This is a genomic window from Methylobacterium durans, assembly GCF_003173715.1.
GTDB classification, from domain to species: Bacteria; Pseudomonadota; Alphaproteobacteria; order Rhizobiales; family Beijerinckiaceae; genus Methylobacterium; species Methylobacterium durans.
In genome coordinates this window covers 4,916,305-4,936,303 of record NZ_CP029550.1, presented here as the reverse complement: position 1 = coordinate 4,936,303, position 19,999 = coordinate 4,916,305, and the positions used below count along the sequence as shown (strand labels likewise).

The following is a 19,999-nucleotide window of genomic DNA, read 5'->3' as shown; positions in this document are numbered from 1 at the left end:
TCAACGCTCCAGCGACTTCAGGTAGGCGATGAGGGCTTCCGCCTGATCGGGCTCGAACCGGAATTCGGGCATGCTCGGATGGCCTGTGCGGATGCCCTCGGTGAGGGCCTCGCCGAGATCATCGACGGGGTAGCGCTTGTGGAGCTCGCGAAAGGGCGGAGCCTCGCGCAACGGGCTGGCCCCAATGCGCCCGACGGCATGGCACCGGGCACAGTTGGTCCGCGCAAGGGTCTCGCCCTGCTGCACCTGCCGGTCCCAGGATGCCGCCGGAGCGGCGAACAGGAAGGGCACGAGCGCGAGGGCGCTGCCCATGATCGTGGCCGCCGCGCGCATCAGTGGCTCATCAGGCAGCAGACGGGTGTCGTCTGCAGGATGTCGCGGGTGGCGCCCCAAAGATCCACTCGCGCAGGCGACTATGGCCGTAGGCGCCCATCACGATCAGGTCGGCTTCCTCGCCCTGGGCAAACCGGAGCAGCTCGTCCGCGGCGCCGATGGTTGGGCGCGGCAGCAGGTGCGTGACGGCGGCGATACCGTGGCCCGAAAGGTACTCGGCCGCACCCTCGGCTCCTTCGTGGTGCGCGTCCGGGCCCACGGCCACGACATGGACTCGCTCAGCCCCGCTGAGGAATGGCAGGGCGTCATAAAGGGCCCTGCGCGCTTCACGCGTATCTTTCCAGGCCACGACGGCCCGTTTGGCCAGGAGGCGTTCGATACCGGGAGGCGCCACGAGCACGGGACGGCCAACCTCCATCAGCAGCGCGCCGGCCGAAACACCCAAGGGCCCTGGGTCTCCGTCTGCCGGTCCTTGCCGGCCCACTACTACGAGATCTGCGGTCCGGGCCTGCTCAACGAGGTAGGCCAAGGGCTCGGCCAGCGCGGAGCGCCAATCCCTCCTGGGAGCCGGTTCGGCCTCGCGTTCGAAGAGGGCTTTGGCCTCCGCGAGTTGCTCGTCCGCCCGACGCGCCTCGGCCTCGTAGGCACGCTCCACCTCCAGCATGTCGCCGGCCGGCACGAAGGCAGGGCACCTGCGTGCGGCGACGCCGGTCAGTTTCGCCCAGAAGGACTCGGCAATGTTGGCGGCGAGCTGGACGCGGTCCGCAGCCGCGGCCCCGAGGTCTACAGAGACCATGATGTTGGAGCTCTTCACGTGTGCCTCCCATGCGCGACCTGACGGTGTGACGGAGGCATCCTCGCTCGCATGCGCGACCCGAACCTTGATCCACCTCAAGGGGTGGGCGGCGAGAGGCCGCCCAGCAACCGGCCTCAAGGCACGAGCACGGCCGCGCCCTGCAGGGTCCCGGATCGGTGGTCCGCGATGGCCGCATTGGCCTGGGCAAGCGGATAGGCGCGCGTGTGGGTGACGATTCCGGCTTGCGGTACGATCTCGAAGAAGGTGCGGGCGTCCTCGCGGGTCAGGTTCGCCACGGAGAGCACCGCGCGCTCGCCCCAAAGCAGGTCATAGGGGAACCGGGGGATGTCGCTCATGTGGATGCCGCCGCAGACCACCCGGCCGCCTTTGCGCACCGCCGCGAGCGCGGTCGGCACCAGCCGCCCGTCCGGCGCGAAGATGAGGGCGGCGTCCAGCGGCTCGGGCAGGGCCTCGTCCGAGCCGCCCGCCCATTCCGCCCCGAGCGAGCGGGCGAAGCTCTGGGCCTCCCCATCGCCGGGGCGGGTAACCGCGAACACGCGCCGGCCCTGCCAGCGGCAGACTTGCGCCACGATGTGGGCTGCAGCCCCGAAGCCGTAGAGACCTACGATCACGGCCTCGCCGGCCATCCGCAGTGTGCGCCAGCCGATCAGCCCGGCGCACAGCAGCGGCGCGGTCGCGACTGGGTCGAGGCTCGCGTCGAGCGGTATGGTGAAGGCGGCCTCGGCCAGGAGGTGGCTGGCGAATCCTCCATCGCGCGTGCAGCCGGTGAAGCCAGGCGCGTCGCAGAGGTTTTCGCGACCGGTCCCGCAGTAGACGCAGTGCCCGCAGGCATGACCGAGCCAGGGCACGCCCACACGGGTGTCCGGTCGCGGCCCTGCCACCCCTGCGCCGACCGCTTCCACCCTTCCGACGACCTCGTGTCCGGGCACGAGGGGGTAGACCGCCTGGGGTAGATCTCCGTCGATGATGTGAAGGTCCGTGCGGCAGACCGCGCAGGCCTCGACCCGGATGCGGACCTCGCCGGGACAGGGCTCCGGGTCGGGCCGGTGCTCCAGCACGAGGGGACCGCCGACTTGCCGCATGACCATCGCCAGCATCGGGCCGACCTCACCACGCGAGCGTCAGGTTGTCCTCCACAGCGCGCACGCCGGGCGCGGACCAGGCGGCGCGCTCGGCTAGTTCCCGCTCGCGCCACACGTCGACGCGTCCGTCGAGGATCACCTTGTCGCCTTCGACCTTCACCCGAATGGTATCGGGATCCTTGGCACTGCGCTTCAGCGCAGCGAGGATCCTGTCCTTGACCTCGGTCGGTTGGATGGGCGGCGTCACGGCGACGAGGTTGACGATGTCGGTGACGCCGGCGAGGCGGCGCAGCGCCTTATCGACGGCCGCCTTCTGGTGGTAGTACGGCACGCAGCCCTGGAGCGTGACGCAGCCCTTCTCGACCTTGAGCGAGACCGACCGCTCCGGGATGCGCACGTCCCATTCCAACACCCGGGCGCAGCGGTCGGCCAGCGCCTCGTCGCCGAGCCGAGGATTCTCCGGGTAGCGGACCTCGATCTGCTCGACCACGGCGCGCACGCCGCGGATGCGGAGCGCGACCCGTTCGGCAATGCATTTCTCCGCGTAGTTCCGGACGTGGCCCGAAAGGGTCACGACGCCGTTTTCGACCGTGACACCAATTAGCGCCGCGTCGACCATCGGGGCGTATTCCAGCTCGTCCAGCACCTGCTGGCGCACGGTGATGTCGTCCATCGCCGGTCTCCTCGGTTCGGTTGGGGAGCTCAGAGGGCGAGCCAGAGCAGCGTCGGCGTCACCACCGAGGCGGCGATGGCAAGCGCCAGCGCCTGCAGGCTGCCGATGCTCCGATAGCGCGCGGCGTTCGTGACGACTCGGAGGCCGGCGTCGTTCAACGGTGCCAGCATGATTGGCATCCGCGCGCGGCGGACCGTCATGACGAAGGTGGATCGAAGAACCAGGGCCATTGCTCACTCCCGTCTTGCCTGACGAGGGCCATCCTGCCGTGCCGCTTCGGGTGCGCTTTGATCCACCTCAACGCCGCCTGCCCTGGGCTCCGGCACGGTCGCTCCCAGTATCCGCATCCGCCGGGAGGCCGACATGGACGCGGGGCGCGAACCGAGGAACCGCTGCGAGAGCCGCCGCGACGACAGCCCCCGGGATGACGGACAGGGTCTCACCTTCGTGCCCGGGCCGCTCGGATCGGACAGCCTCAAGCGCATCGACGCCTACTGGCGCGACGCGAACTACCTGTCGGTCAGCTAGATCTACCTCATGGCCAACCCGCTGCTGCGCGAGCCGCTGAAGCCTGAACACCTCAAACCGCGGCTCCTCGGCCACCGAGGCACGACGCCGGGCCTCAACTTCATCTACGCCCGCATGAACCGGATCGTCCGCGAGCGCGACCTCGACATGATCGCGGTCTGGGGACCAGGGCATGGGGCGCCCGGGCTCGTGGTGAACGCCTACTTGGAGGGTACCTACAGCGAGATCTACCCGGATGTGGCGCGCGACCTCGACGGCATAGCCCGGCTGTTCCGGCAGTTCTCGTTTCCGGGCGGCATCCCGATCCACGCCGCGCCCGAGCTGCCGGGCTCGATCCACGAGGGCGGCGAACTCGGCTACGCGCTTGCGCACGCCTTCGGCGCCGCCCTGACAGGCATGGGCAAGCCGCTCGAATACGCCGTCCTGGGACAGGCGCAAGAACCAGCGGTGCACGGTGCCCCACGGCGGGAAGTCCAGGGGCAGATGCCGCCAGGCGCAGCCGGTGCGCAGGACGTAGATGCTGCCGTCGAGCGCAGCGGCCAGGCGTTAGGGGCGGCCCGTCGTGGCGGGGGTGGGCATCAGCGACGCGACCCAGGCCCATTCCGCACCACTCAGTCAGGTTGCATAGGGTAGGCTCTCGCGCGCAAGCGCGGCGCGGGCGGCGGTCGTCCACATGGGGGACAGGGTGAGCGTCAGACACTCTCCCAACGGCCGCGATGCTCGCCGCTCATCCAACAGCTAAGCTGCACAGCCCATTATGAAACGGAGTTTAACACCGAATGCCAGCGGTCCTCTGAACCGGGGCACGGCCGGCGCCCAGAATTCCGCAATAAAATGGCGCGCCTGCGAGGCCCCACGGAAGGCCGATAGACTGAGCCTCGACCGCCGCAGTCCAAACGGCGCGAATTTGAGCTTCCGAACACTGCCCGGAGGGCCGCTTTTCGGTTCCGCTCAGTCCTACAACTCAGCAGGTCCTACTGCTATAAACCGGAACGGGCCCTCCGGGTCGGCCCCGAACGACCACGCGAGCGTGACTCGCGGCTGCTGGGAGAGATCCCGATGTACCGGCACATTCTCGTCCCTACCGACGGGACGTCCCTTTCCGCCTCGGCCGTAAAGGAAGCCGTGTCGCTCGCCAAAACTGTCGGGGCGATGGTGACAGTGCTCACGGTCGTCCACCGGCTCCCGACATTGGGGTTGGGGCCGTCGTACCCGTACGCGGATGAGTTCAGTCGACGTGCCCATGCCGACGCCGAGCGTAGGCTCACCGAGGCCGAGCAGGAGGCCAAGCGGGGTGGTGTCCCTTGCGAGGTCGTGAAAGTCGAGGACCGGCAACCGTACGAAGCCATTATCGAAACTGCCGGGGCCCGCGGCTGTGACCTCATCGTCATGGCCTCGCATGGCCGTCGGGGCCTTTCCGCCCTCGTCATTGGCAGCGAGACCATGAAGGTTCTCACGCATTCCAAAGTGCCCGTCTTGATTTACCGCTGACTGTCTGCGAGGCGTCAAAGGCCGCCAGGGCTGATCCTCACGCATGCGCCTCGACACCTCCGGGGCCCCTGCACCCCGAAGTGCCCGCTTCCATAATGCCCAGTCGGCGAATGGCTATTGCGAGGCTGGCGCGCTCGCACGGCTGAGCTACCATCGCCCGCGGCTCGTTTTCCGAGACGTGGCGGGCTCGCCCATCCGCGGTGGCGCGAAACACCGAAAGCCGCGGGCTTTGATCCAGATCATGGCCTCGCCCAACGGGCGCGACACCCTCGCGACATGCCCGACAGCCCGGCGCCCGCGATGCCGACGCCCCTTGCGGTGGCACACGGAGCCCATCGGAGGCCGCGATGTCCGATCCTGCCGACACACCCGACCCGTTCGACCCCTTCGGCGTCATCGCCTCGATGGGCGAGTGGTGCTGCCTGCTGAAGGCGGCGCGGGAACTGAGGGAAGTCGACGGGGAGATGATGGCGACGATGCTGGAGGCGAGCGCGGCCGGTCTCGCACCCGTGGGCCCGGACGCCGTCGCGAACGTCCGCAGCATCGCGAACCTCATGCGAAGCCTGAACCTCGACGTAGAGGCCATCCGACGGCGTGCCCCGGAGGCCATGCGGGAGCTTGAGGCGGCCTGCCTGCGCTGCACGCAACGCGGCCGCTGCGCGCGCGAGCTCTGGGCCGGGACCGCCGCCGACGCCTACCCGGAATTCTGCCCGAACGCCGCGCGCCTCGACCAGTTGCGCCATGCTTGAACCGGGACTGGCCATCGAACCTGCGTCGTCCGATCCGCGGGTGGCGCCCGGCCGTGCCATGCCGGGCATGGAGCTCGTTCATGCCCTGCCGACTGAGGACGTTCCGAGGCGCCTCGGGACTTCCCTGCATGCGGGCCTAACGGATGCGGAGGCTCGGCAACGCCTCGCGCCGGTCGGACCGAACGTAATCGCCAGGAAGGAGCAAACTGGCGCGCTCGCCCTGCTCCTACACCAGCTTGCGAGCCCCGTCGTCTACCTGCTCGCGGCAGCCTGTGCCCTGTCGCTCTACTTCGGCGATTGGCAGGAGGCGGTCGCGGTCTTCGCAGTTCTGGCCGTCAATACCGGCCTCGGCTTCTTCACCGAACTGCGGGCGGCCCGGTCCGTCGAGGGATTGCGGGCGCTTGGGACGCGCTCGGCCCGCGTTCGCCGCGACGGGCACAGGCGGGTGCTTGCCGCAGAGGATCTCGTCCCGGGCGACATCGTGCTGGTCGAGGGCGGCGATGCGGTCCCTGCCGACATCCGGCTGGTCGAGGCGTCCAACCTCGGCGTGGCCGAGTCCACGCTCACGGGCGAGTCCGTGCCGGTCGACAAGTCGGCGGACCCGGTCGCCTCGGACGCGCGCCTCGCCGAACGCTCGTCGATGCTGTTCCGAGGCACGCTGGTCACCCGCGGGAGCGCCACCGGCGTCGTCGTCGCGACCGGCTCGGGAACCGAACTCGGAGGCGTCTCGCGGCTCGTCGAGCAGGCCGAGCCGGACACTTCGCCCCTGGAGCGCCGCCTGAAACGCCTGTCCGGCCAAATGGTCTGGGTGGTCCTGACGTTGGCCGCCCTTCTCGCCGGCCTCGGCGTGGCGACCGGCAAGGACCTCCGCCTCATGACCGAGGCGAGCATCGCGCTGGCAGTCGCGGCCATCCCGGAAGGCTTGCCGATAGTCGCGACCCTGACGCTCGCGCGCGGAATGTGGCGGATGGTCCGGAAGAACGCGCTCATCGAGCGCCTGTCGGCCGTCGAGACGCTCGGCGCCACGACGGTCATCCTGACCGACAAGACGGGCACGCTCACCGAGAACCGGATGACGGTGCGACGATTGTCGCTGCCCTCTGGTGAGGAAGACTTCACTGAGCAAGGCTCCGGCGCCGCTCCTGAGGCCGAACGCCTGCTCCGCGTCGCGGTGCTCTGCAACGACGCCTCACTCGGAAGAGGCCCGGGCGAGGGCAGCGGCGACCCTATGGAACAGGCGCTGCTGCGAGCAGGCCGGACCGCCGGGCTGGAGCGCGCGGAGATCGTGCGCGACCAGCCGCTTGTGCGGAAGCATGCCTTCGACGTGGCCACCCGCATGATGGCCACCATCCACGCGTTCGGACCGCGCTACCTGGTCGCGGTCAAGGGCGCCCCGGAGGCGGTTCTCGCAGCCTCGCGGCGCGCCGGCGACGGTGAGCGCGACCGGCCGCTCGACGATGCCACCCGCGACCTATGGCGATGTCGCGTCGAGGACCTGGGCGCGCGGGGCCTGCGGGTCATCGCCTGTGCGGAGAGGATGGTGGACGAGGCGGGAAGCCATCCCTTCGAGGAGCTCACGTTCCTCGGTCTAATCGGGCTGGAGGACCCCGCCCGGGAGGACGTGCCGGAGGCGGTGGCGGCCTGCCGCGACGCGGGCATCCGCGTAATCATGGTCACCGGCGACCACGCCGTCACGGCCTGCAGCATCGCCCGCGCAGTCGGGCTCGCCGGTTCAGGGGACCGCGTCGCGGAGGGCGCTCCCAGCGACTTGCGGGACGGGCTTGAGGATATCGCGGTCTTCGCGCGAGTGAGCCCGGCCGAGAAGCTGTCGCTCGTCCGGGCGTATCAGCAGAGGGGCGAGGTCGTCGCCATGACGGGCGACGGCGTCAACGACGCCCCGGCTCTGAAGCAGGCGGACATCGGCGTCGCGATGGGCCGGCGGGGAACGGACGTCGCGCGCGAGGCGGCCGCCATGGTCCTCCTCGACGACGCCTTCCCGACCATCGTCGGCGCGATCCGCGAGGGGCGGATCATCTTCGACAACATCCGCCGCTTCGTCGCCTACCTCCTGGCCTGCAACCTGAGCGAGGTGATGGTCGTCGGGCTCGCGATCCTGTCGGCACTGCCCCTGCCTATCCTGCCGTTGCAGATCCTCTACCTGAACGTCGTCACCGACGTGTTCCCGGCCTTCGCGCTGGCAATGGGGGAAGGGCGGGACGACATCCTCGAACGACCGCCGCGCGATCCGAGGGAGCCCATCCTTGGGCGCCCGCTATGGGCCCGGATCGCCCTGCACGCGGCCATCATGACAATGGCCACCTTCGGGGCCTTGGCTGTTGCCGAGTCCTGGCTCGCCCTCGACCGCGCATCCGTCGTGACGGTCGCGTTCCTGACGCTCGCCTTCGCCCAGCTCTGGCAGGTCTTCAATATGCGCGCCTCCGGCTCGAAGCCCTTCCGCAACGAGGTCACGCAAAATCCCTGGGTCTGGGCCGCCCTGCTCCTGTGCACGGTGCTGCTCGTCGGGCCGGCCTACGCGCCTCCGGTCGGCGCCGTGCTCGGCCTCGTCTCCCCGGACATGGGCATGTGGGTTCTAATCCTCTCCGCGAGCTTCGCACCGGTCTTGGTCGTCCAGCTCGCGGCGATGGCCACAGACGCACGCAATCGGGCCAGGCAGGCCTGACGGCAGCCCACGACGGGGATTGTGCTCGCTCCGCACGCCAGGCCGGTCGCGCGGCCGGATCTGCAAACGAAGCCCATCGTCCGCCTGCAGCGGACTTGCGCTGGATCAACGCGTGCGGCTCCCGCGACGCGAGACTGGGGCCAGCAGAGCCATCTGGAGCCCTCCATGACCAGCCCGTCCTCAGCCCCGCTGGCTGCGATCAGCGACATCTTCGTCGGCATCACCGAGGAGGGACGCGACGACGAAGCCGCGAGTGCGCTTGCCTACAGCTTGGCGCTCGCCGGCACGGCCGGCTCACACCTGACCGTCCAATCCGCGGCCCGGCGCCTGACTGTGGTCGCCGGCGCGGCCTGGGGTTCATCAATGACCTCGTCGCGGACGAGAACCGGCGCTTGCGCGGGCTCGCGCAGATCGCCGCCGAACGCGCCGCGGCGGATGCCGCCAGCGCCGGCGTGACCTGCACGACCGAGGCGCCAATGCTGGCCTATGCGGACCTGATCGGGCGGCTCACCGCACGCGCACGGCTCGCCGACCTCACCATCCTGGATGCGGAAGCGCGCGAGGTCGACCTCGATCGAGACCTGATCGACGGGGTCCTCTTCCGGAGCGGGCGACCGCTCATCGTGGTCCCACCGGGACACGACGCCTTCGCTGCGCGGCGGATCATCGTCGCCTGGGACGGCAGCGCGCAGGCGGCGCGGGCCACCAACGATGCGCTGCCGTTCCTGCGCGCGGCCGAGGCGATCGAAATCGTGTCGGTGGTCGGCGAGAAGGACCTGTCGAGGTCGGTCGCCGGAGCCGAGTTCGCGCCGCACCTTGCGCGCCACGGCGTGAACGTGTCGGTGAACGACATTTCCGTCGTCGGGGACGTCGCGGAGACGCTCAGGAACCAGGTCAGCCTGTTCCGCGCAGACATGTTGGTGATGGGCGCCTACCGACATTCCCGCCTTCAGGAATGGTTCCTCGGCGGTGTGACCCAGTCGCTCCTGGTCCGGAGTGCGGTGCCGCTGTTCCTCGCCCACTGACCACGGGGCCGCAGAAGCATCACGGCACAGGAACATCCCCTCAGCAGCCTCTGCAGACGCCGCCGAGCGACTTCTTCACTTTCCGGTCCCAGTCCCGGCTCCGCACGTCGCTGCCCCTGCGCCCTTGTTCGGCTTGGTTGGGTCGGTCGCTGCGTCCGCGCGTCCGGCAGGCGCGGTCTCTGTCCCTGACTGGACGGAATCGGGCGTGGGCTGGCGATGCGCCGGGGCCGCCCAGGCCGGAGCGCACAGCACCAGCAAGGCTGCGGTGACATGGGGCATCGGAGGCTCCTCAGTAGGGCTTCCGTCCTTGCGCGTGAGCCGTCGCTCGCCGCCCGGTCCTGCGATGCTCACTAGATCGTCAGGGAAGCGTGGTTGACGCGAAGGCAGGGCGGGGCCGGCTCAGTCCTCGACCAAGCGGCGGAGGTGAGCGCGGCGCAGGCTGATTTGCCGACCGCCGACACGCTGCAGAGCCCCCTCATCCGACAGTTGCGAGAGGGTGCGCGACACGGTCTCGATGGTCAGCCCGAGATAGTCGGCGATGTCGCGCCGGGTCATGGGCAAGGTGAAGGTCCCGTTGCCCCCGAGACGCTCGTCGACCTCCATCAGAAAGGAGGCGACGCGCTCCTGGGCCGAACGGCGCCCGAGCAGGAGCGTGAGGTCTTGGGCGAGGCGCAGGCTCTTCGTGGCCATGCCCCAGAGCTGGCAGGCGACCTCGGCCCGGTGGTTGGCGGCGCGCTCGACCTGGCGCCGCCGGAAGATCAGCAGCTTGGTGTCGGAGAGGGCCTCGGCGGAGTGCCGGTGGGTCTCGTCCTGCTCGAACCCGAACAGGTCACCGGGCAGGTGGAAGCCGGTGATCTGGCGGCGGCCGTCGCTCAGGACCTTGTGTGTGCGCACCGCGCCGCTGACGACCTTATAGACGAACTCGGCGTCCTCGCCCTCGCCGTAGATCTCCTCCTCCCGAGCGTAGGAGAAGGGCGTGCCGATCAGGTCGGGACACCCCGCGAACAGGACGCTCCCGAGTGGGCCCTGGACAGGAACGGCATGGCCAGCCGCGACGTGCGAGAAATTCGGTTCGGAGAACCCGGTGGTCATCGCTTCGCTCCTCACCCGTACTGGATGAAGGGAGACTGGCCGCGCTGAGCAGGCCGCGAAATTCCGGGCGTTCTCTTAAGTAGATCCGCGTAAGGGCAACTACGTATGGACGCCCCGGCGCTCAGATGTTCGCGGCCGCCACGAGCCCCCACGTGTGCACGGGGTCGGGCAGTACGACGAGACCATGGTGGCCGGCGAGCAGCGAGCCCAGCGCGGTGGCGAGCCCGTACGCCAGGAGACCGAGGACGAGCGTGACGGCATCGGCATGGCGACGCAGGGCATGGATAGACACGCAGCCGGCGGTGAACGACGCGGCGACGGCGAGCGCGACGGGGTCGAAGGGCATGGCGCCGCTCCGGATATGGGCATGGCAGCCCCGGGAAAGCCGCGCCGGACAAGGCTCCGGCGCGGCCGCACTGGCGGTGGATGGCGCCTCAGACGGAGCGAGCCTCAGGCGACACGTAGAGCCGCCAGAGCTCGTACGCGGCCAGGGCGGCCACGGCGAGCCCGACCGCGACGTGGATCCACATGGCGTACTGGATGGTCGCGAAGCCGAGCACCCAGGGGGCGGCCGCCACCCAGAGGCCGATGGCGAGGTTGAGGTACTCCTCCCAGTCGTAGGACTTGCTAATCGCCAGTAGGGCTATGAGCGCGATGGTCCCGCCGCAGACGAGGGCGTTGCGCGTTGCGGCGGCTTCGCTGCCGAGCTCCAGGTACCAGGGCGTCACGAACAGGATGAGGCCGAGGATGATGTTGAGGCCGTTCAGGACCATGTCCTCGGTCCGGTTCTCGATGGTGCGCATCGGCATCTCCTTACGTGCGGAGGGCCCGGAGGCTGGAAGCACCGGGCGCCAGGCTTGAGCAGCAGACGGCCTGCCGCCTTCGATGGGCCAAGATTCCGTACCTGGAGAGCGGAGCATTGATCTGGCTCAAGACGTTCGAGCGCGTCACCACGCTCCTTGCTTGAGCTGGCTTGGCAATTTACTGAGATACTTGTAATATTTGTGTACTGACCCGCACATTTGCTTGATTTATCTGGATCAAGGCCGAGCAATCCGCAGCGTTCTTTGATTCCTGCATTCGGAGAGAGGGGATCCCCATGCATTCCGAGCGCACGACGCATATCCAAGCCTCAGCCCCCACCAACCCGACCGAGGCCATCAAGACCGGTATCGGCACCTGGCGCGCTTTCGCGGTCGACCTGCCGCTGCGCCTCGCCGCGGAGACGTTACGGTTCACGGGCCACCGCCTTCAGGCCCAGGCGGACCATCTCGCGGCCCTTGCCGGGTGCGGCTCGCTCATGGACGCCGTCGAGCTCCAGGTCGCCTTCCTGACCAAGGGCGTGGCCGATTACCAGGAGGCGACGACCCTGTCGCACGACGTCACCGAAATGGCCTTCGCCCAGGCGGCCTGACGCCTCCTCGCCAAGACCGATTACGGCCCCGGCTCCCGCCTCACGATAGAACCCGACACGGCGATTCCAGGACAGGCCCGATGCCGTTCAACCGGCCTCCACCGACCCTCTACCGAGTGTTCCAGCACCGGCTTCAGCCGGGGGTATGCTGCGCCGTCCGCGACACTATGCTGGTCCCGTACTTCGTCCGACCGGGCGCGTGGGATTTCGGCGCGAGCGTGCGCGAGGACGAGAGTCTACCGTTCGGCTTTCAGCCTGCCCCGGCGCGGGAGGCCACCGCGGCGTTCGGCTACTACCTCTTCCACCATCCCTGCGAGACCCTGGCGCCGAAATATTCCCGGCACTGGGCCTGATGTGGCCTCGTTCGGGTGGAGCCAGATCAAGGCCGCGGTCGCCCCGCCTGTCAGCATCTCGGCTCAGCCGGACCGGGGAAGGCGCACGCCATACCCCTTACGGAGCGCCCCGGGGCCGATCCGCGCGAGCCGCCGCGCCCGCGAAGTCCCGCGGCGGGCTGTTCCTCAAGCCTGAAGGGATGAACCCTGTAGCGGCTCCGTCGCTGGCGAGCATGCCGAGCAGCGCGTCGAATGCGAGCGGCTTCTCGACCAGGGGAACGCCGGCGGCGCGAGCCCGCGTCCGGATGCTCGGGTCAGGATGACCGGTGATGAGGACCACCGGGACATGGGCATCGAGGTCTCGCAGCCGGGCGTATACCTCCAGCCCTTCCATGCCGGGCATGACCTGGTCGAGCAGCACGAAGGCCGGGGCCGGACCGGGGAAGGCCGCAAGCAGCTCCTGTCCGCCCGCGAAGGTCTCGACGCGATGGCCCTCGCTCTCAAACAGGAAGCGGGTGGAGTGCAGGACGGCCAGGTCGTCGTCCACGACGTAGATGAGGTTCGAAGGGGCTGACGGCATGACGGTCGCCGGGGCGCGGTACTCAAAGGTTGGATGCCGTCATGTTGCAGGAAGCCTCCGGCTGTCGCCTTGACCTACCTCAAGCCCGCCTCACGCAATGCCAGCCAACACCGCCCAACGAACCAGTTCCTGCAGGTTGCCGGCCTGCGTCTTGGCCATGAGCTTCGCCCGGTAGATCTCGACCGTGCGCGGGCTGATGTTGAGCGCGCGCCCGATTTCCTTACTGGTGCCGCCGGCGACCAGTTGGTCCAGCACCTGTCGTTCGCGCTCGCTCAGGGTGCCGACCCGGCGCACGAAATCTCGCAGCGTCGGGTCCGCGGCCTGGGCCGCGCCGCTGCGTTTCAGGGCCGACCGGAGAGCCTGAAGAAGTGCCTCGTCGTCGAACGGCTTCTCGATGAAGTCGCAGGCGCCGAGCTTCATCGCCTCCACCGCGAGCGGCACGTCTCCGTGGCCGGTCATCACCACCACCGGTAGCGTGTGGCCCGCCGCCCGCCAGCGGCGGAGCAGTTCCAGCCCGTCGATGCCGGGCATCCGGATGTCAGTCAGGACGCATCCCGATGCCGGCTTCGGGAGCCGGTCGAGCAGGTCTGTCCCGGCCTCGTAGACCCGCACGTCGAAGCCGGCCGTGTCGAGGAGGAAGGCGATCGAGTCCCGCATTGCGGGGTCGTCGTCCACCACATGCACGAGGCTAGCCGCCATGGTTCAGGTCTCCGTTGTGCGCGGCTGGCAGCGTCAGCCGGAAGGTTGCCCCGCCGGCGTCGTTGCGCTCGACCCACAGGCGGCCGCCATGCGCCTCGACGATGGTCCGGCAGATCGAGAGCCCGACGCCCATTCCGCTCTGCTTGGTGGTCACGAAGGGCTGGAACAGCCGCTCCGCCACCGCCTCTGCGATGCCCGGCCCCGTGTCCGACACCGTGATCTCTGTGAAGTCCGGCGAGACCGGCCGCGCCTCGACGGTCAGGTCCCTCCGCTCGCTGTGCTGCATGGCCTCGCGGGCGTTGCGCATCAGGTTGACCAGGACCTGTTGCACCTGCACCCGGTCGGCCAGGACCGAGTTTGTGTTCGGGGCGAGCGCGACACGCGCCGTGACTCCCTGCTCGCGGGCGCCAACGAGGGCGAGGGCGCTGGCCTCCTCGATCAGCCGCGCGACCGGCTCCACCCGCTTCTCCGTCTCGCCGCGGGCGACGAACTCGCGCAGCCGCCGGATGATCTGACCGGCCCGCAGCGCCTGCTCGGCCGTCTTGTCAAGAACGTCCTTCACTCTCGGGATGGCCGCTGGGTCAGTCCCGTCGAGCATGCGGCGGCAGCCCTTGGCGTAGTTGGCGATGGCGCCGAGCGGCTGGTTCAGCTCGTGGGCGAGCGTCGAGGCCATCTCGCCCATCGCACTCAGCCGGGAGACGTGCACGAGCTCGGACTGGAGCTCCTGAAGACGGGCCTGGGTGTGCTGACGTTCGGTCAGGTCGTTGATGAAGCCGGTGAAGTAAACCTGCTCGCCCGAGCGCATCTCGCCGATGGCAAGCTCCATCGGGAAGGTCGAGCCGTCCCGCCGCTGGCCCGTCACGACCCTGTTGGTACCGATGATGCGCCGCTCCCGCGTCCGCCGGTAGCGGTCGAGGTAGCCGTCGTGCTCGCCCCGCATCGGCTCGGGCATCAGGATCCGGACGTTTTCCCCGACCGCCTCGGCGGCCGCGTAGCCGAAGAGGCGTTCGGCCGCCGCGCTGAACGAGTGGATGAGTCCGGCCTCGTCGATGACGACCATGGCCTCGGGCACGGTGTCGAGGATGGACTGCAGGTGCGCCTCGCGGGCGCGGAGATCCACCTCGGCCCGCTTCTGCTCGTCGATGCTGAGCACGACCCCGCGATGCCGGAAGGGCTGGCCCTCCGGGTCGAGTTGCACCCGGCCGCGTGAGCGCAGCCAGCAGACATGCCCGTCGGGCCGCACGACGCGGTAGTCGACCTCGTAGCTGCCGCCCTCCCGCAATACCCGCCGGATTGCTTCCGCCCGGGTTCGGCGGTCCTCCGGATGCACGAGCGCCTGGGAGGCGGCGAAGGAGGTCAGTTGCTCGGCTGGCACGCCGAAGAGGCGGGCGCAGGTCGGGGAGACCGTGGCCCGGCCGGTCGGGATGTCCAGCGACCAGATGCAGATGCCGACCTCGTCGAGGGTCTGCCGGAGCTCTTCAATGGTCGATGTGCCATCGCCAACACGGTCCATGCCTGGCGCGTCGATGGGGCTCGTCATCGTGCACACCTCTGGAGCAACAACTCCAAGCCGCTCCGGCCGAGGTATCTGCCGCGGCGTGACCGACGCACCGTCGCGGAAGAGCGGAGCCTTAAGTCCCGCACGGCGCCTCGACTTCGCACTTGCGAAGCTACTCCATGTTAAGGACCACGAATAGTTGCCCGACCGGGATGCCCCTTGAGCTGGATCAAGGTCGGTCGCCCGAGAGGGAGCAAACCATGGGGCTCCGGACCGGAGACGACCCATGTCCAACAGCTCTTCATCCCCGCTCGCCGCCATCCGCGACGTTCTCGTGGGCACCACCGTCGAGGGCGAAAGCGACCCTACCTCCTCGGCCATCGGGTATGGCCTGACGCTGGCCAAGGCCGCCGGCGCCCACCTCACCGTGCAGTCGGCCTCCTGGCGCCTCTCGGGCGACGACGCCTGGCTCGGCGACTTCGACAACGAGGGCGTCGCGGTCATCGACCGGCGTCTCGACGAGATGGCCCGCGCCGTTGCCGGCAACACGGCGGGCGAGGCGGCGCTGGCCGGCGTCGCCTGCACCACCGAGACGCCGAGCCTGCCCTACCCGGAGGTGGTGAGCCGGCTGGCGGCTCTGGCGCGCCTGCACGACCTCACCGTGCTGGACGCGGGACCGCGGACCTACGACCTCGACCGCGAGACGATCGAGAAGGCGCTGTTCCTCAGCGGACGGCCGGTCATCGCCGTCCCGCCGGGACACGACGCCTTCGCTGCGCGGCGGATCATCGTCGCCTGGGACGGCAGCGCGCAGGCGGCGCGGGCCGCCAACGACGCGTTACCGTTCCTGCGCGCGGCCGAGGCGGTCGAGATCGTGTCGTGCGGCGACGAGTCGGAAATCCATGCCGAGGTGCCCGGGGCCGAGTTCGCGCCCCACCTCACCCGCCACGGGGTGAACGTCTCCGTCAACGACCTGCCGAAGGGTAGGGGTATTGCGGACACGCTCCGCACCCAGGCCGGGCTGTTCCGGGCCGACATGATCGTGATGGGCGCCTACCGGCACTCCCGCGCGCGGGAGTTCTTCTTCGGCGGCGTGACCCGTTCGCTCCTGAGGGTCAGCCCGGCCCCGCTATTCCTCTCGCACTGAGTCCGGGGAGGCCGGCGATGCGCAAACAGAGATCCTTCGGAACCACCGCGACCACCCAGGTGGCACGCAAGCGCAATCTCCCGCGTCGGACGCCCACATCTGTCCCGGAAAGGCCGGGCCCCAGCGCAGTGGAAGCCCGGGAGCGTGCACCGAACAGGATGGACTGGCCGGACCCGCTGAACGAGGAGGAGATGGGCGCCCTGGAAGCCGGCTGGGGGTTTGTCGAGTGACGGGCCCGCGCGTGCGTCGTGGCGCCTCGATATAGCCCGGCCATTAAAGCCGGGCTCGCGCCTGCCCCTCGATGGCGTGGATCATGCGGCGCAGGTCGAATGGATGCGGCCGAGGGCGCCTCGTCCGGTCAGGGCCCGGATCAGCCCGTCGAGGAAGACGGAGGCGCCGGAATAGGCTGGCGTCCAGCTGGGGAACCGGCGCCGCTTGATGTCGTCGTTCAGCAGCACCTCGACCCACGTATGGCGCCGGCCGCGAAGGACGTTACCCATGAGCGCGTCCACCCTGCGCGCGGCTTATCAAGGATCTGCGCGAACCGGCTGCGCGGCGCGAGGAGCGCGCCCGTGGCCCGGAGTCGGGCGTTCCTGGCCTGCGACGTCTCGACATGTCATGGACGTCGGCGTCGGTGGCCACCCGTCGGCTCACGTACAGCGGTGACGCGTCCATGGGCTGACCTCCTCGCGGCCACCAGTCCCTTTCCGCCGGTCACCGTCCCAGCGCCTTGAGGTAGGCCGAGAGGTCGGCGGCGTCGCCCGGGCCGAGCCGGAAATCGGGCATGGCCGGATGGCGCCGCTCGACGCCCTCGACCAAGACATCCGCGAGGTCGTCCATGGGAAAGCGTTTGGCGAGCGTACGGAAGGGCGGTGCCGCACGCATCGGGGTCGCGCCACGTGAGCCGACCGCATGGCAGCGCGTGCAGTTCTCTCGGGCGAAGGTCCGTCCCTGCTCCGCCGAGGCGTCCCGGGCCGCGGCGCGCGAGGCGACGAGCAGGCCCAGAGTGAGGACGATGCCGACGGTTAGGCCGCACGGGCGCATCAGTGGCTCATCAGGCAGCAGACCGGCGAGCGGCCCAGGAGGTCTCGCGTGACGCCCCCAAAGACCCACTCCCGCAGCCGAGAATGGCCGTAGGCACCCATCACGATGAGGTCGGCGTCCTGGCGCATAGCGAAGTCCAGGATCTCCCTGCCCTCGGCTCCAACCACCCGCAGGAGATGGGTGGTGACGTGGGCGCCGTGTCGCGCGAGGTGACCGGCCACGGCCTCAGCTCCCTCGTGCAGAGCGTCGGCCCCGACCGTCGCGACAAAGACCTGATCCGCGCCGTGGATGAAGGGCAGCGCCGCCGTTACCGCTCGCCGCGCCTCCGGGCCGTCCTTCCAGGCGACGACGATCCGGGCTGCCTTCAGGTGCACGATCCGCGGTGGCACGACGAGGACGGGCCGGCCCGCCTCCATAAGCACCGGCCCGGGCGACACGCCGAGTGGGCCGGGATCCTCGTCCTCCGACCCGCGCCGGCCCACGACGACGAGGTCGGCGGTGCGCGCCTGCTCGACGAGGTGCGTGGTGGGCCCGGCGAAGGCGGCGTACCACTCCGTGCGAATGTCGTCGCCCGCGCTGCGCTCGAACAGAGCGCGCGCCTGTTCGAGGAGTTCGCGCACCTGCGCCTCGTTGCGCTTCTCCTGCTCGACGGCGTCGTAAATGTCGCGCACCAGGATGGGCGTACGCATCTTGTGGGCGGCCGCGCCGGTAAGAGTAGCCTCGAAGCGCCGGACTAGGCCGGCGGCCAGCCGTATGCGGTCGGGTGCCGCGTCACCGAGGTCGGCGGAAACGAGGATGTTCGCGTAGTCCATGACCACCTCCGTCGTGCTTAGGTTCCGACCGGGGAAGCTTGGCCTCGGGCGGGACGGCCCACCTTGATCCAGCGCAAGCTGCCTGGGACTCGTGAGCGGTCCTCGTACCGCCGAGCACGCGCATGGCGTTGAGGATGACGGCGACGTCGATGGCCTCCTGGAGCAGCGCTCCCTGGAGCGGAGTGAGGTGGCCCAAAGCCGCTGCGACCATGCCGGCGAGCGACAGCCCGATGCCGGCGAGCACGCTCTGCAGGGCGATGGCGCGGGCCCGCCTGGCGATGCGGATGGCGCTGGGTAGCGGCGCGAGGCTATCGACCAGCAGCACGACGTCCGCCGCTTCGGCCGCCGCGGCCGCGCCGCGGGCACCAAGCGCCACGCCGAGATCGGCGGCCGCGAGCGCAGGGGCGTCGTTGACCCCGTCGCCCACCATCATCACGGGGCCGTTTCGCCGTTCGGCGAGCACGGTGTCCGTCTTGGCGGCCGGGTCGAGATCCGCCGCCACGGCATCGACGGGCAGGCCCGCGACGAGCGCCTCCGCGATGCCGCGCCGGTCGCCAGTCGCGAGCACCACCCGCTCGATGCCGCAGGCGCGCAGCGCCGCGAGCGTCCGGCCGCCATCGGCCCGCACCGGGTCCGCGAATTCCAAGACAGCGGCGGGCGCTCCGTCCACGGCGACCAGCACCGTCGCCGCCGCCGCGGCGACGTGTTGAACGCCGTCCGCCGGCGGGACGGGGACGCCGTGGATCCGCATCAGGCGCGGTCCTCCGACAAGGACGTGCCGCCCCTCCACTAGGCCAGTCACGCCTTCGCCTGGCATCTCCGTGACCTTCGTTGGTTGTGAGAGCGTCAAGCCACGCCGGCGCGCTTCATCGACCAGAGCCCGCGCTATCGGGTGACCGGAGGCTTGGTCGAGGGAAGCGGCCAGCCCCACCGCCTCCGCTTCGTCGAAGGGGGCGAGGGTCCGCGCCGCGGCCAGCCGGGCCGTGCCTTGGGTGAGGGTGCCGGTCTTGTCGACCACCAGCACGCGCACCTTGGCCAAGGTCTCCAACGCGCCGCCCCCCTTGATCAGGACGCCGATGCCGGCGGCGCGTGAGAGGCCGGAGACGAGGGCGACGGGCACGGCCAGGATTAGCGGGCAGGGCGTAGCGACGACCAGCACGGCGAGCGCGCGAAGCGGGTCGCCCGTGACGCCCCAGGCGCTTCCGGCCAGAAGAAGTGTCACGCCGAGGAAGGCGAGGCCGTAGCGGTCGGCCATGCGCGCCATAGGCGCCTTGCGCGACCGGGCCGCCTCGACCAGCCGGACGATGCCCGCGTAGGTGCTCTCGGCCGCGGGACGCTCTGCGAGCAGCGTGAAGGGCATGCCGACGTTCACCGAGCCACTCAACACGGGCGCGCCCGTCTCGACGGCGACCGGCAGCGCCTCGCCGGTGAGGCTCGACTGGTCGAGCGCGGTGCGGCCCGCGGCGACCCGCCCGTCAACCGGTAGAATGTCGCCGACCCGCACCAGGATGCGGTCTCCCGGAGCCAGAGCCGCGATGGGCACCTCCAGGACGCCGCCGCCTTCCTCCCGCAGGGCGGTGCGCGGCTGGCGCGCGAGCAGCGCCGTCATCGCCTGGCCCGCGCGGCCGGCCGCGTAGGCCTCGAGCGACTGGCCGCCTGAATACATCAGGGCGATGACGGCGCCGGCCAACGGCTGCGACAGGGAGAGCGCGCCGCCCATCGAGAGCAGGGCGATAAGGTCGAGCCCGACGTCGCCCCGCGATAGGCTGGTCGCAACCTGAGCCGCGAGGACGGCGAGGACCGCGAGCGTCGGGAGCGTGAAGGCCCACGCCGCGATCTCGGGCAGTCCAAGTGCCTGTGCCGACAGCCCTGCGCACAGGCCGACCAGCGGCACGACCGCCAGCCATCCCCGCAGCCCCGGCATCCAGCTGGCCACCGCCGGCCGGTCAGTCTCGGTTGAACCCATGGTCGTCGTCGTCGTCATCGGGGTCGGCTCCGGTCGT

The 19,999-nt window shown here is 69.9% G+C and carries 19 protein-coding genes and 5 pseudogenes; 8 read left to right on the top strand and 16 right to left on the bottom strand.

The window, feature by feature from the left end:
* The 5 genes and pseudogenes from DK389_RS22670 to DK389_RS22650 all read right to left on the bottom strand — a co-directional run bounded on the left by DK389_RS22670 (window position 1) and on the right by DK389_RS22650 (window position 3,135).
* Window positions 1-333 (bottom strand): c-type cytochrome, encoded by a 333-nt coding sequence (locus DK389_RS22670; protein ID WP_109892988.1) that lies wholly within the window; start codon window positions 331-333, stop codon window positions 1-3.
* Window positions 333-1,147, bottom strand: a pseudogene (locus DK389_RS22665) (universal stress protein). The gene DK389_RS22670 and the pseudogene DK389_RS22665 overlap by 1 nt, the downstream one beginning before the upstream one ends.
* 116 nt (window positions 1,148-1,263) lie before the next feature.
* The gene (locus DK389_RS22660) at window positions 1,264-2,247 is read right to left on the bottom strand and encodes a zinc-dependent alcohol dehydrogenase family protein (RefSeq protein WP_109892986.1); all 984 of its coding nucleotides are present in this window, start codon (window positions 2,245-2,247) and stop codon (window positions 1,264-1,266) included.
* Window positions 2,248-2,257: 10 nt separating this feature from the next.
* Complete coding sequence (locus tag DK389_RS22655) at window positions 2,258-2,905, bottom strand: BON domain-containing protein (RefSeq protein ID WP_109892984.1); 648 nt, start codon at window positions 2,903-2,905, stop codon at window positions 2,258-2,260.
* 29 nt (window positions 2,906-2,934) lie between these two features.
* Window positions 2,935-3,135 carry a hypothetical protein gene (locus DK389_RS22650; RefSeq protein WP_109892982.1) on the bottom strand — a complete coding sequence of 67 codons (201 nt, stop codon included), beginning with the start codon at window positions 3,133-3,135 and terminating at the stop codon, window positions 2,935-2,937.
* Window positions 3,136-3,268: 133 nt separating this feature from the next.
* On the opposite strand from DK389_RS22650, the pseudogene DK389_RS22645 reads away from it, so the two are divergent.
* Window positions 3,269-3,835 (top strand): annotated as a pseudogene (locus DK389_RS22645) (phosphoketolase family protein); the annotation flags it as partial.
* Here the strand turns inward: DK389_RS22645 and DK389_RS22640 are convergent.
* Window positions 3,827-4,048: pseudogene (locus DK389_RS22640) on the bottom strand (transposase); the annotation flags it as partial. The pseudogenes DK389_RS22645 and DK389_RS22640 overlap by 9 nt on opposite strands.
* Window positions 4,049-4,492: 444 nt before the next feature.
* On the opposite strand from DK389_RS22640, the gene DK389_RS22635 reads away from it, so the two are divergent.
* From DK389_RS22635 to DK389_RS22620, 4 genes and pseudogenes are all read left to right on the top strand, one after another.
* The gene (locus DK389_RS22635; RefSeq protein WP_109892980.1) at window positions 4,493-4,924 is read left to right on the top strand and encodes a universal stress protein; all 432 of its coding nucleotides are present in this window, start codon (window positions 4,493-4,495) and stop codon (window positions 4,922-4,924) included.
* Window positions 4,925-5,271: 347 nt separating this feature from the next.
* Window positions 5,272-5,673 carry a DUF6455 family protein gene (locus DK389_RS22630; RefSeq protein WP_109892978.1) on the top strand — a complete coding sequence of 134 codons (402 nt, stop codon included), beginning with the start codon at window positions 5,272-5,274 and terminating at the stop codon, window positions 5,671-5,673.
* Window positions 5,674-5,731: 58 nt separating this feature from the next.
* Window positions 5,732-8,353, top strand: coding sequence for a cation-translocating P-type ATPase (locus tag DK389_RS22625; RefSeq protein ID WP_236961033.1), 2,622 nt, complete (start codon window positions 5,732-5,734; stop codon window positions 8,351-8,353).
* A 165-nt stretch (window positions 8,354-8,518) separates the two neighbouring features.
* Window positions 8,519-9,378 (top strand): annotated as a pseudogene (locus DK389_RS22620) (universal stress protein).
* A gap of 399 nt (window positions 9,379-9,777) precedes the next feature.
* Here DK389_RS22620 and DK389_RS22615 read toward each other — a convergent pair.
* The 3 genes from DK389_RS22615 to DK389_RS22605 form a co-directional block, all read right to left on the bottom strand.
* Entirely contained in the window at window positions 9,778-10,470 is a 693-nt protein-coding gene (locus tag DK389_RS22615) for a helix-turn-helix domain-containing protein (RefSeq protein ID WP_109892974.1), read from the bottom strand.
* Window positions 10,471-10,591: 121 nt separating this feature from the next.
* Window positions 10,592-10,816, bottom strand: coding sequence for a hypothetical protein (locus tag DK389_RS22610; protein ID WP_109892972.1), 225 nt, complete (start codon window positions 10,814-10,816; stop codon window positions 10,592-10,594).
* An 88-nt stretch (window positions 10,817-10,904) separates the two neighbouring features.
* A complete protein-coding gene (locus tag DK389_RS22605; protein ID WP_109892970.1) occupies window positions 10,905-11,273 on the bottom strand; it encodes an SPW repeat protein in 369 nt (122 codons plus the stop codon).
* 296 nt (window positions 11,274-11,569) lie between these two features.
* On the opposite strand from DK389_RS22605, the gene DK389_RS22600 reads away from it, so the two are divergent.
* Both DK389_RS22600 and DK389_RS22595 read left to right on the top strand, forming a co-directional pair.
* Entirely contained in the window at window positions 11,570-11,884 is a 315-nt protein-coding gene (locus tag DK389_RS22600; RefSeq protein ID WP_109892968.1) for a hypothetical protein, read from the top strand.
* An 80-nt stretch (window positions 11,885-11,964) separates the two neighbouring features.
* Window positions 11,965-12,237 carry a hypothetical protein gene (locus DK389_RS22595; protein WP_109892966.1) on the top strand — a complete coding sequence of 91 codons (273 nt, stop codon included), beginning with the start codon at window positions 11,965-11,967 and terminating at the stop codon, window positions 12,235-12,237.
* 202 nt (window positions 12,238-12,439) lie between these two features.
* Here the strand turns inward: DK389_RS22595 and DK389_RS22590 are convergent.
* From DK389_RS22590 to DK389_RS22580, 3 genes and pseudogenes are all read right to left on the bottom strand, one after another.
* Window positions 12,440-12,796: pseudogene (locus DK389_RS22590) on the bottom strand (response regulator transcription factor); the annotation flags it as partial.
* Window positions 12,797-12,886: 90 nt separating this feature from the next.
* Window positions 12,887-13,495, bottom strand: a complete 609-nt coding sequence (fixJ, locus tag DK389_RS22585; RefSeq protein WP_109892962.1) for a response regulator FixJ — start codon at window positions 13,493-13,495, stop codon at window positions 12,887-12,889.
* Window positions 13,485-15,035, bottom strand: coding sequence for a PAS domain S-box protein (locus DK389_RS22580; protein ID WP_109892960.1), 1,551 nt, complete (start codon window positions 15,033-15,035; stop codon window positions 13,485-13,487). Before DK389_RS22580 ends, fixJ begins: the two co-directional genes overlap by 11 nt.
* Before the next feature lie 244 nt (window positions 15,036-15,279).
* Between DK389_RS22580 and DK389_RS22575 the strand changes: the two genes are divergently transcribed.
* Window positions 15,280-16,140: a universal stress protein gene (locus DK389_RS22575; protein ID WP_109892958.1), complete on the top strand. Its 861-nt coding sequence runs from the start codon at window positions 15,280-15,282 to the stop codon at window positions 16,138-16,140.
* A gap of 311 nt (window positions 16,141-16,451) precedes the next feature.
* Here the strand turns inward: DK389_RS22575 and DK389_RS34485 are convergent, their stop codons facing one another.
* The 4 genes from DK389_RS34485 to DK389_RS22555 all read right to left on the bottom strand — a co-directional run bounded on the left by DK389_RS34485 (window position 16,452) and on the right by DK389_RS22555 (window position 19,980).
* Window positions 16,452-16,640 (bottom strand): BLUF domain-containing protein, encoded by a 189-nt coding sequence (locus DK389_RS34485; protein WP_236960269.1) that lies wholly within the window; start codon window positions 16,638-16,640, stop codon window positions 16,452-16,454.
* A 214-nt stretch (window positions 16,641-16,854) separates the two neighbouring features.
* Window positions 16,855-17,184 carry a c-type cytochrome gene (locus DK389_RS22565; protein WP_109892956.1) on the bottom strand — a complete coding sequence of 110 codons (330 nt, stop codon included), beginning with the start codon at window positions 17,182-17,184 and terminating at the stop codon, window positions 16,855-16,857.
* Window positions 17,184-17,996, bottom strand: a complete 813-nt coding sequence (locus tag DK389_RS22560; RefSeq protein ID WP_109892954.1) for a universal stress protein — start codon at window positions 17,994-17,996, stop codon at window positions 17,184-17,186. The genes DK389_RS22565 and DK389_RS22560 overlap by 1 nt, the downstream gene beginning before the upstream one ends.
* The gene (locus tag DK389_RS22555) at window positions 17,956-19,980 is read right to left on the bottom strand and encodes a heavy metal translocating P-type ATPase (RefSeq protein WP_109892952.1); all 2,025 of its coding nucleotides are present in this window, start codon (window positions 19,978-19,980) and stop codon (window positions 17,956-17,958) included. Before DK389_RS22555 ends, DK389_RS22560 begins: the two co-directional genes overlap by 41 nt.
* Window positions 19,981-19,999 lie beyond the last annotated feature (19 nt).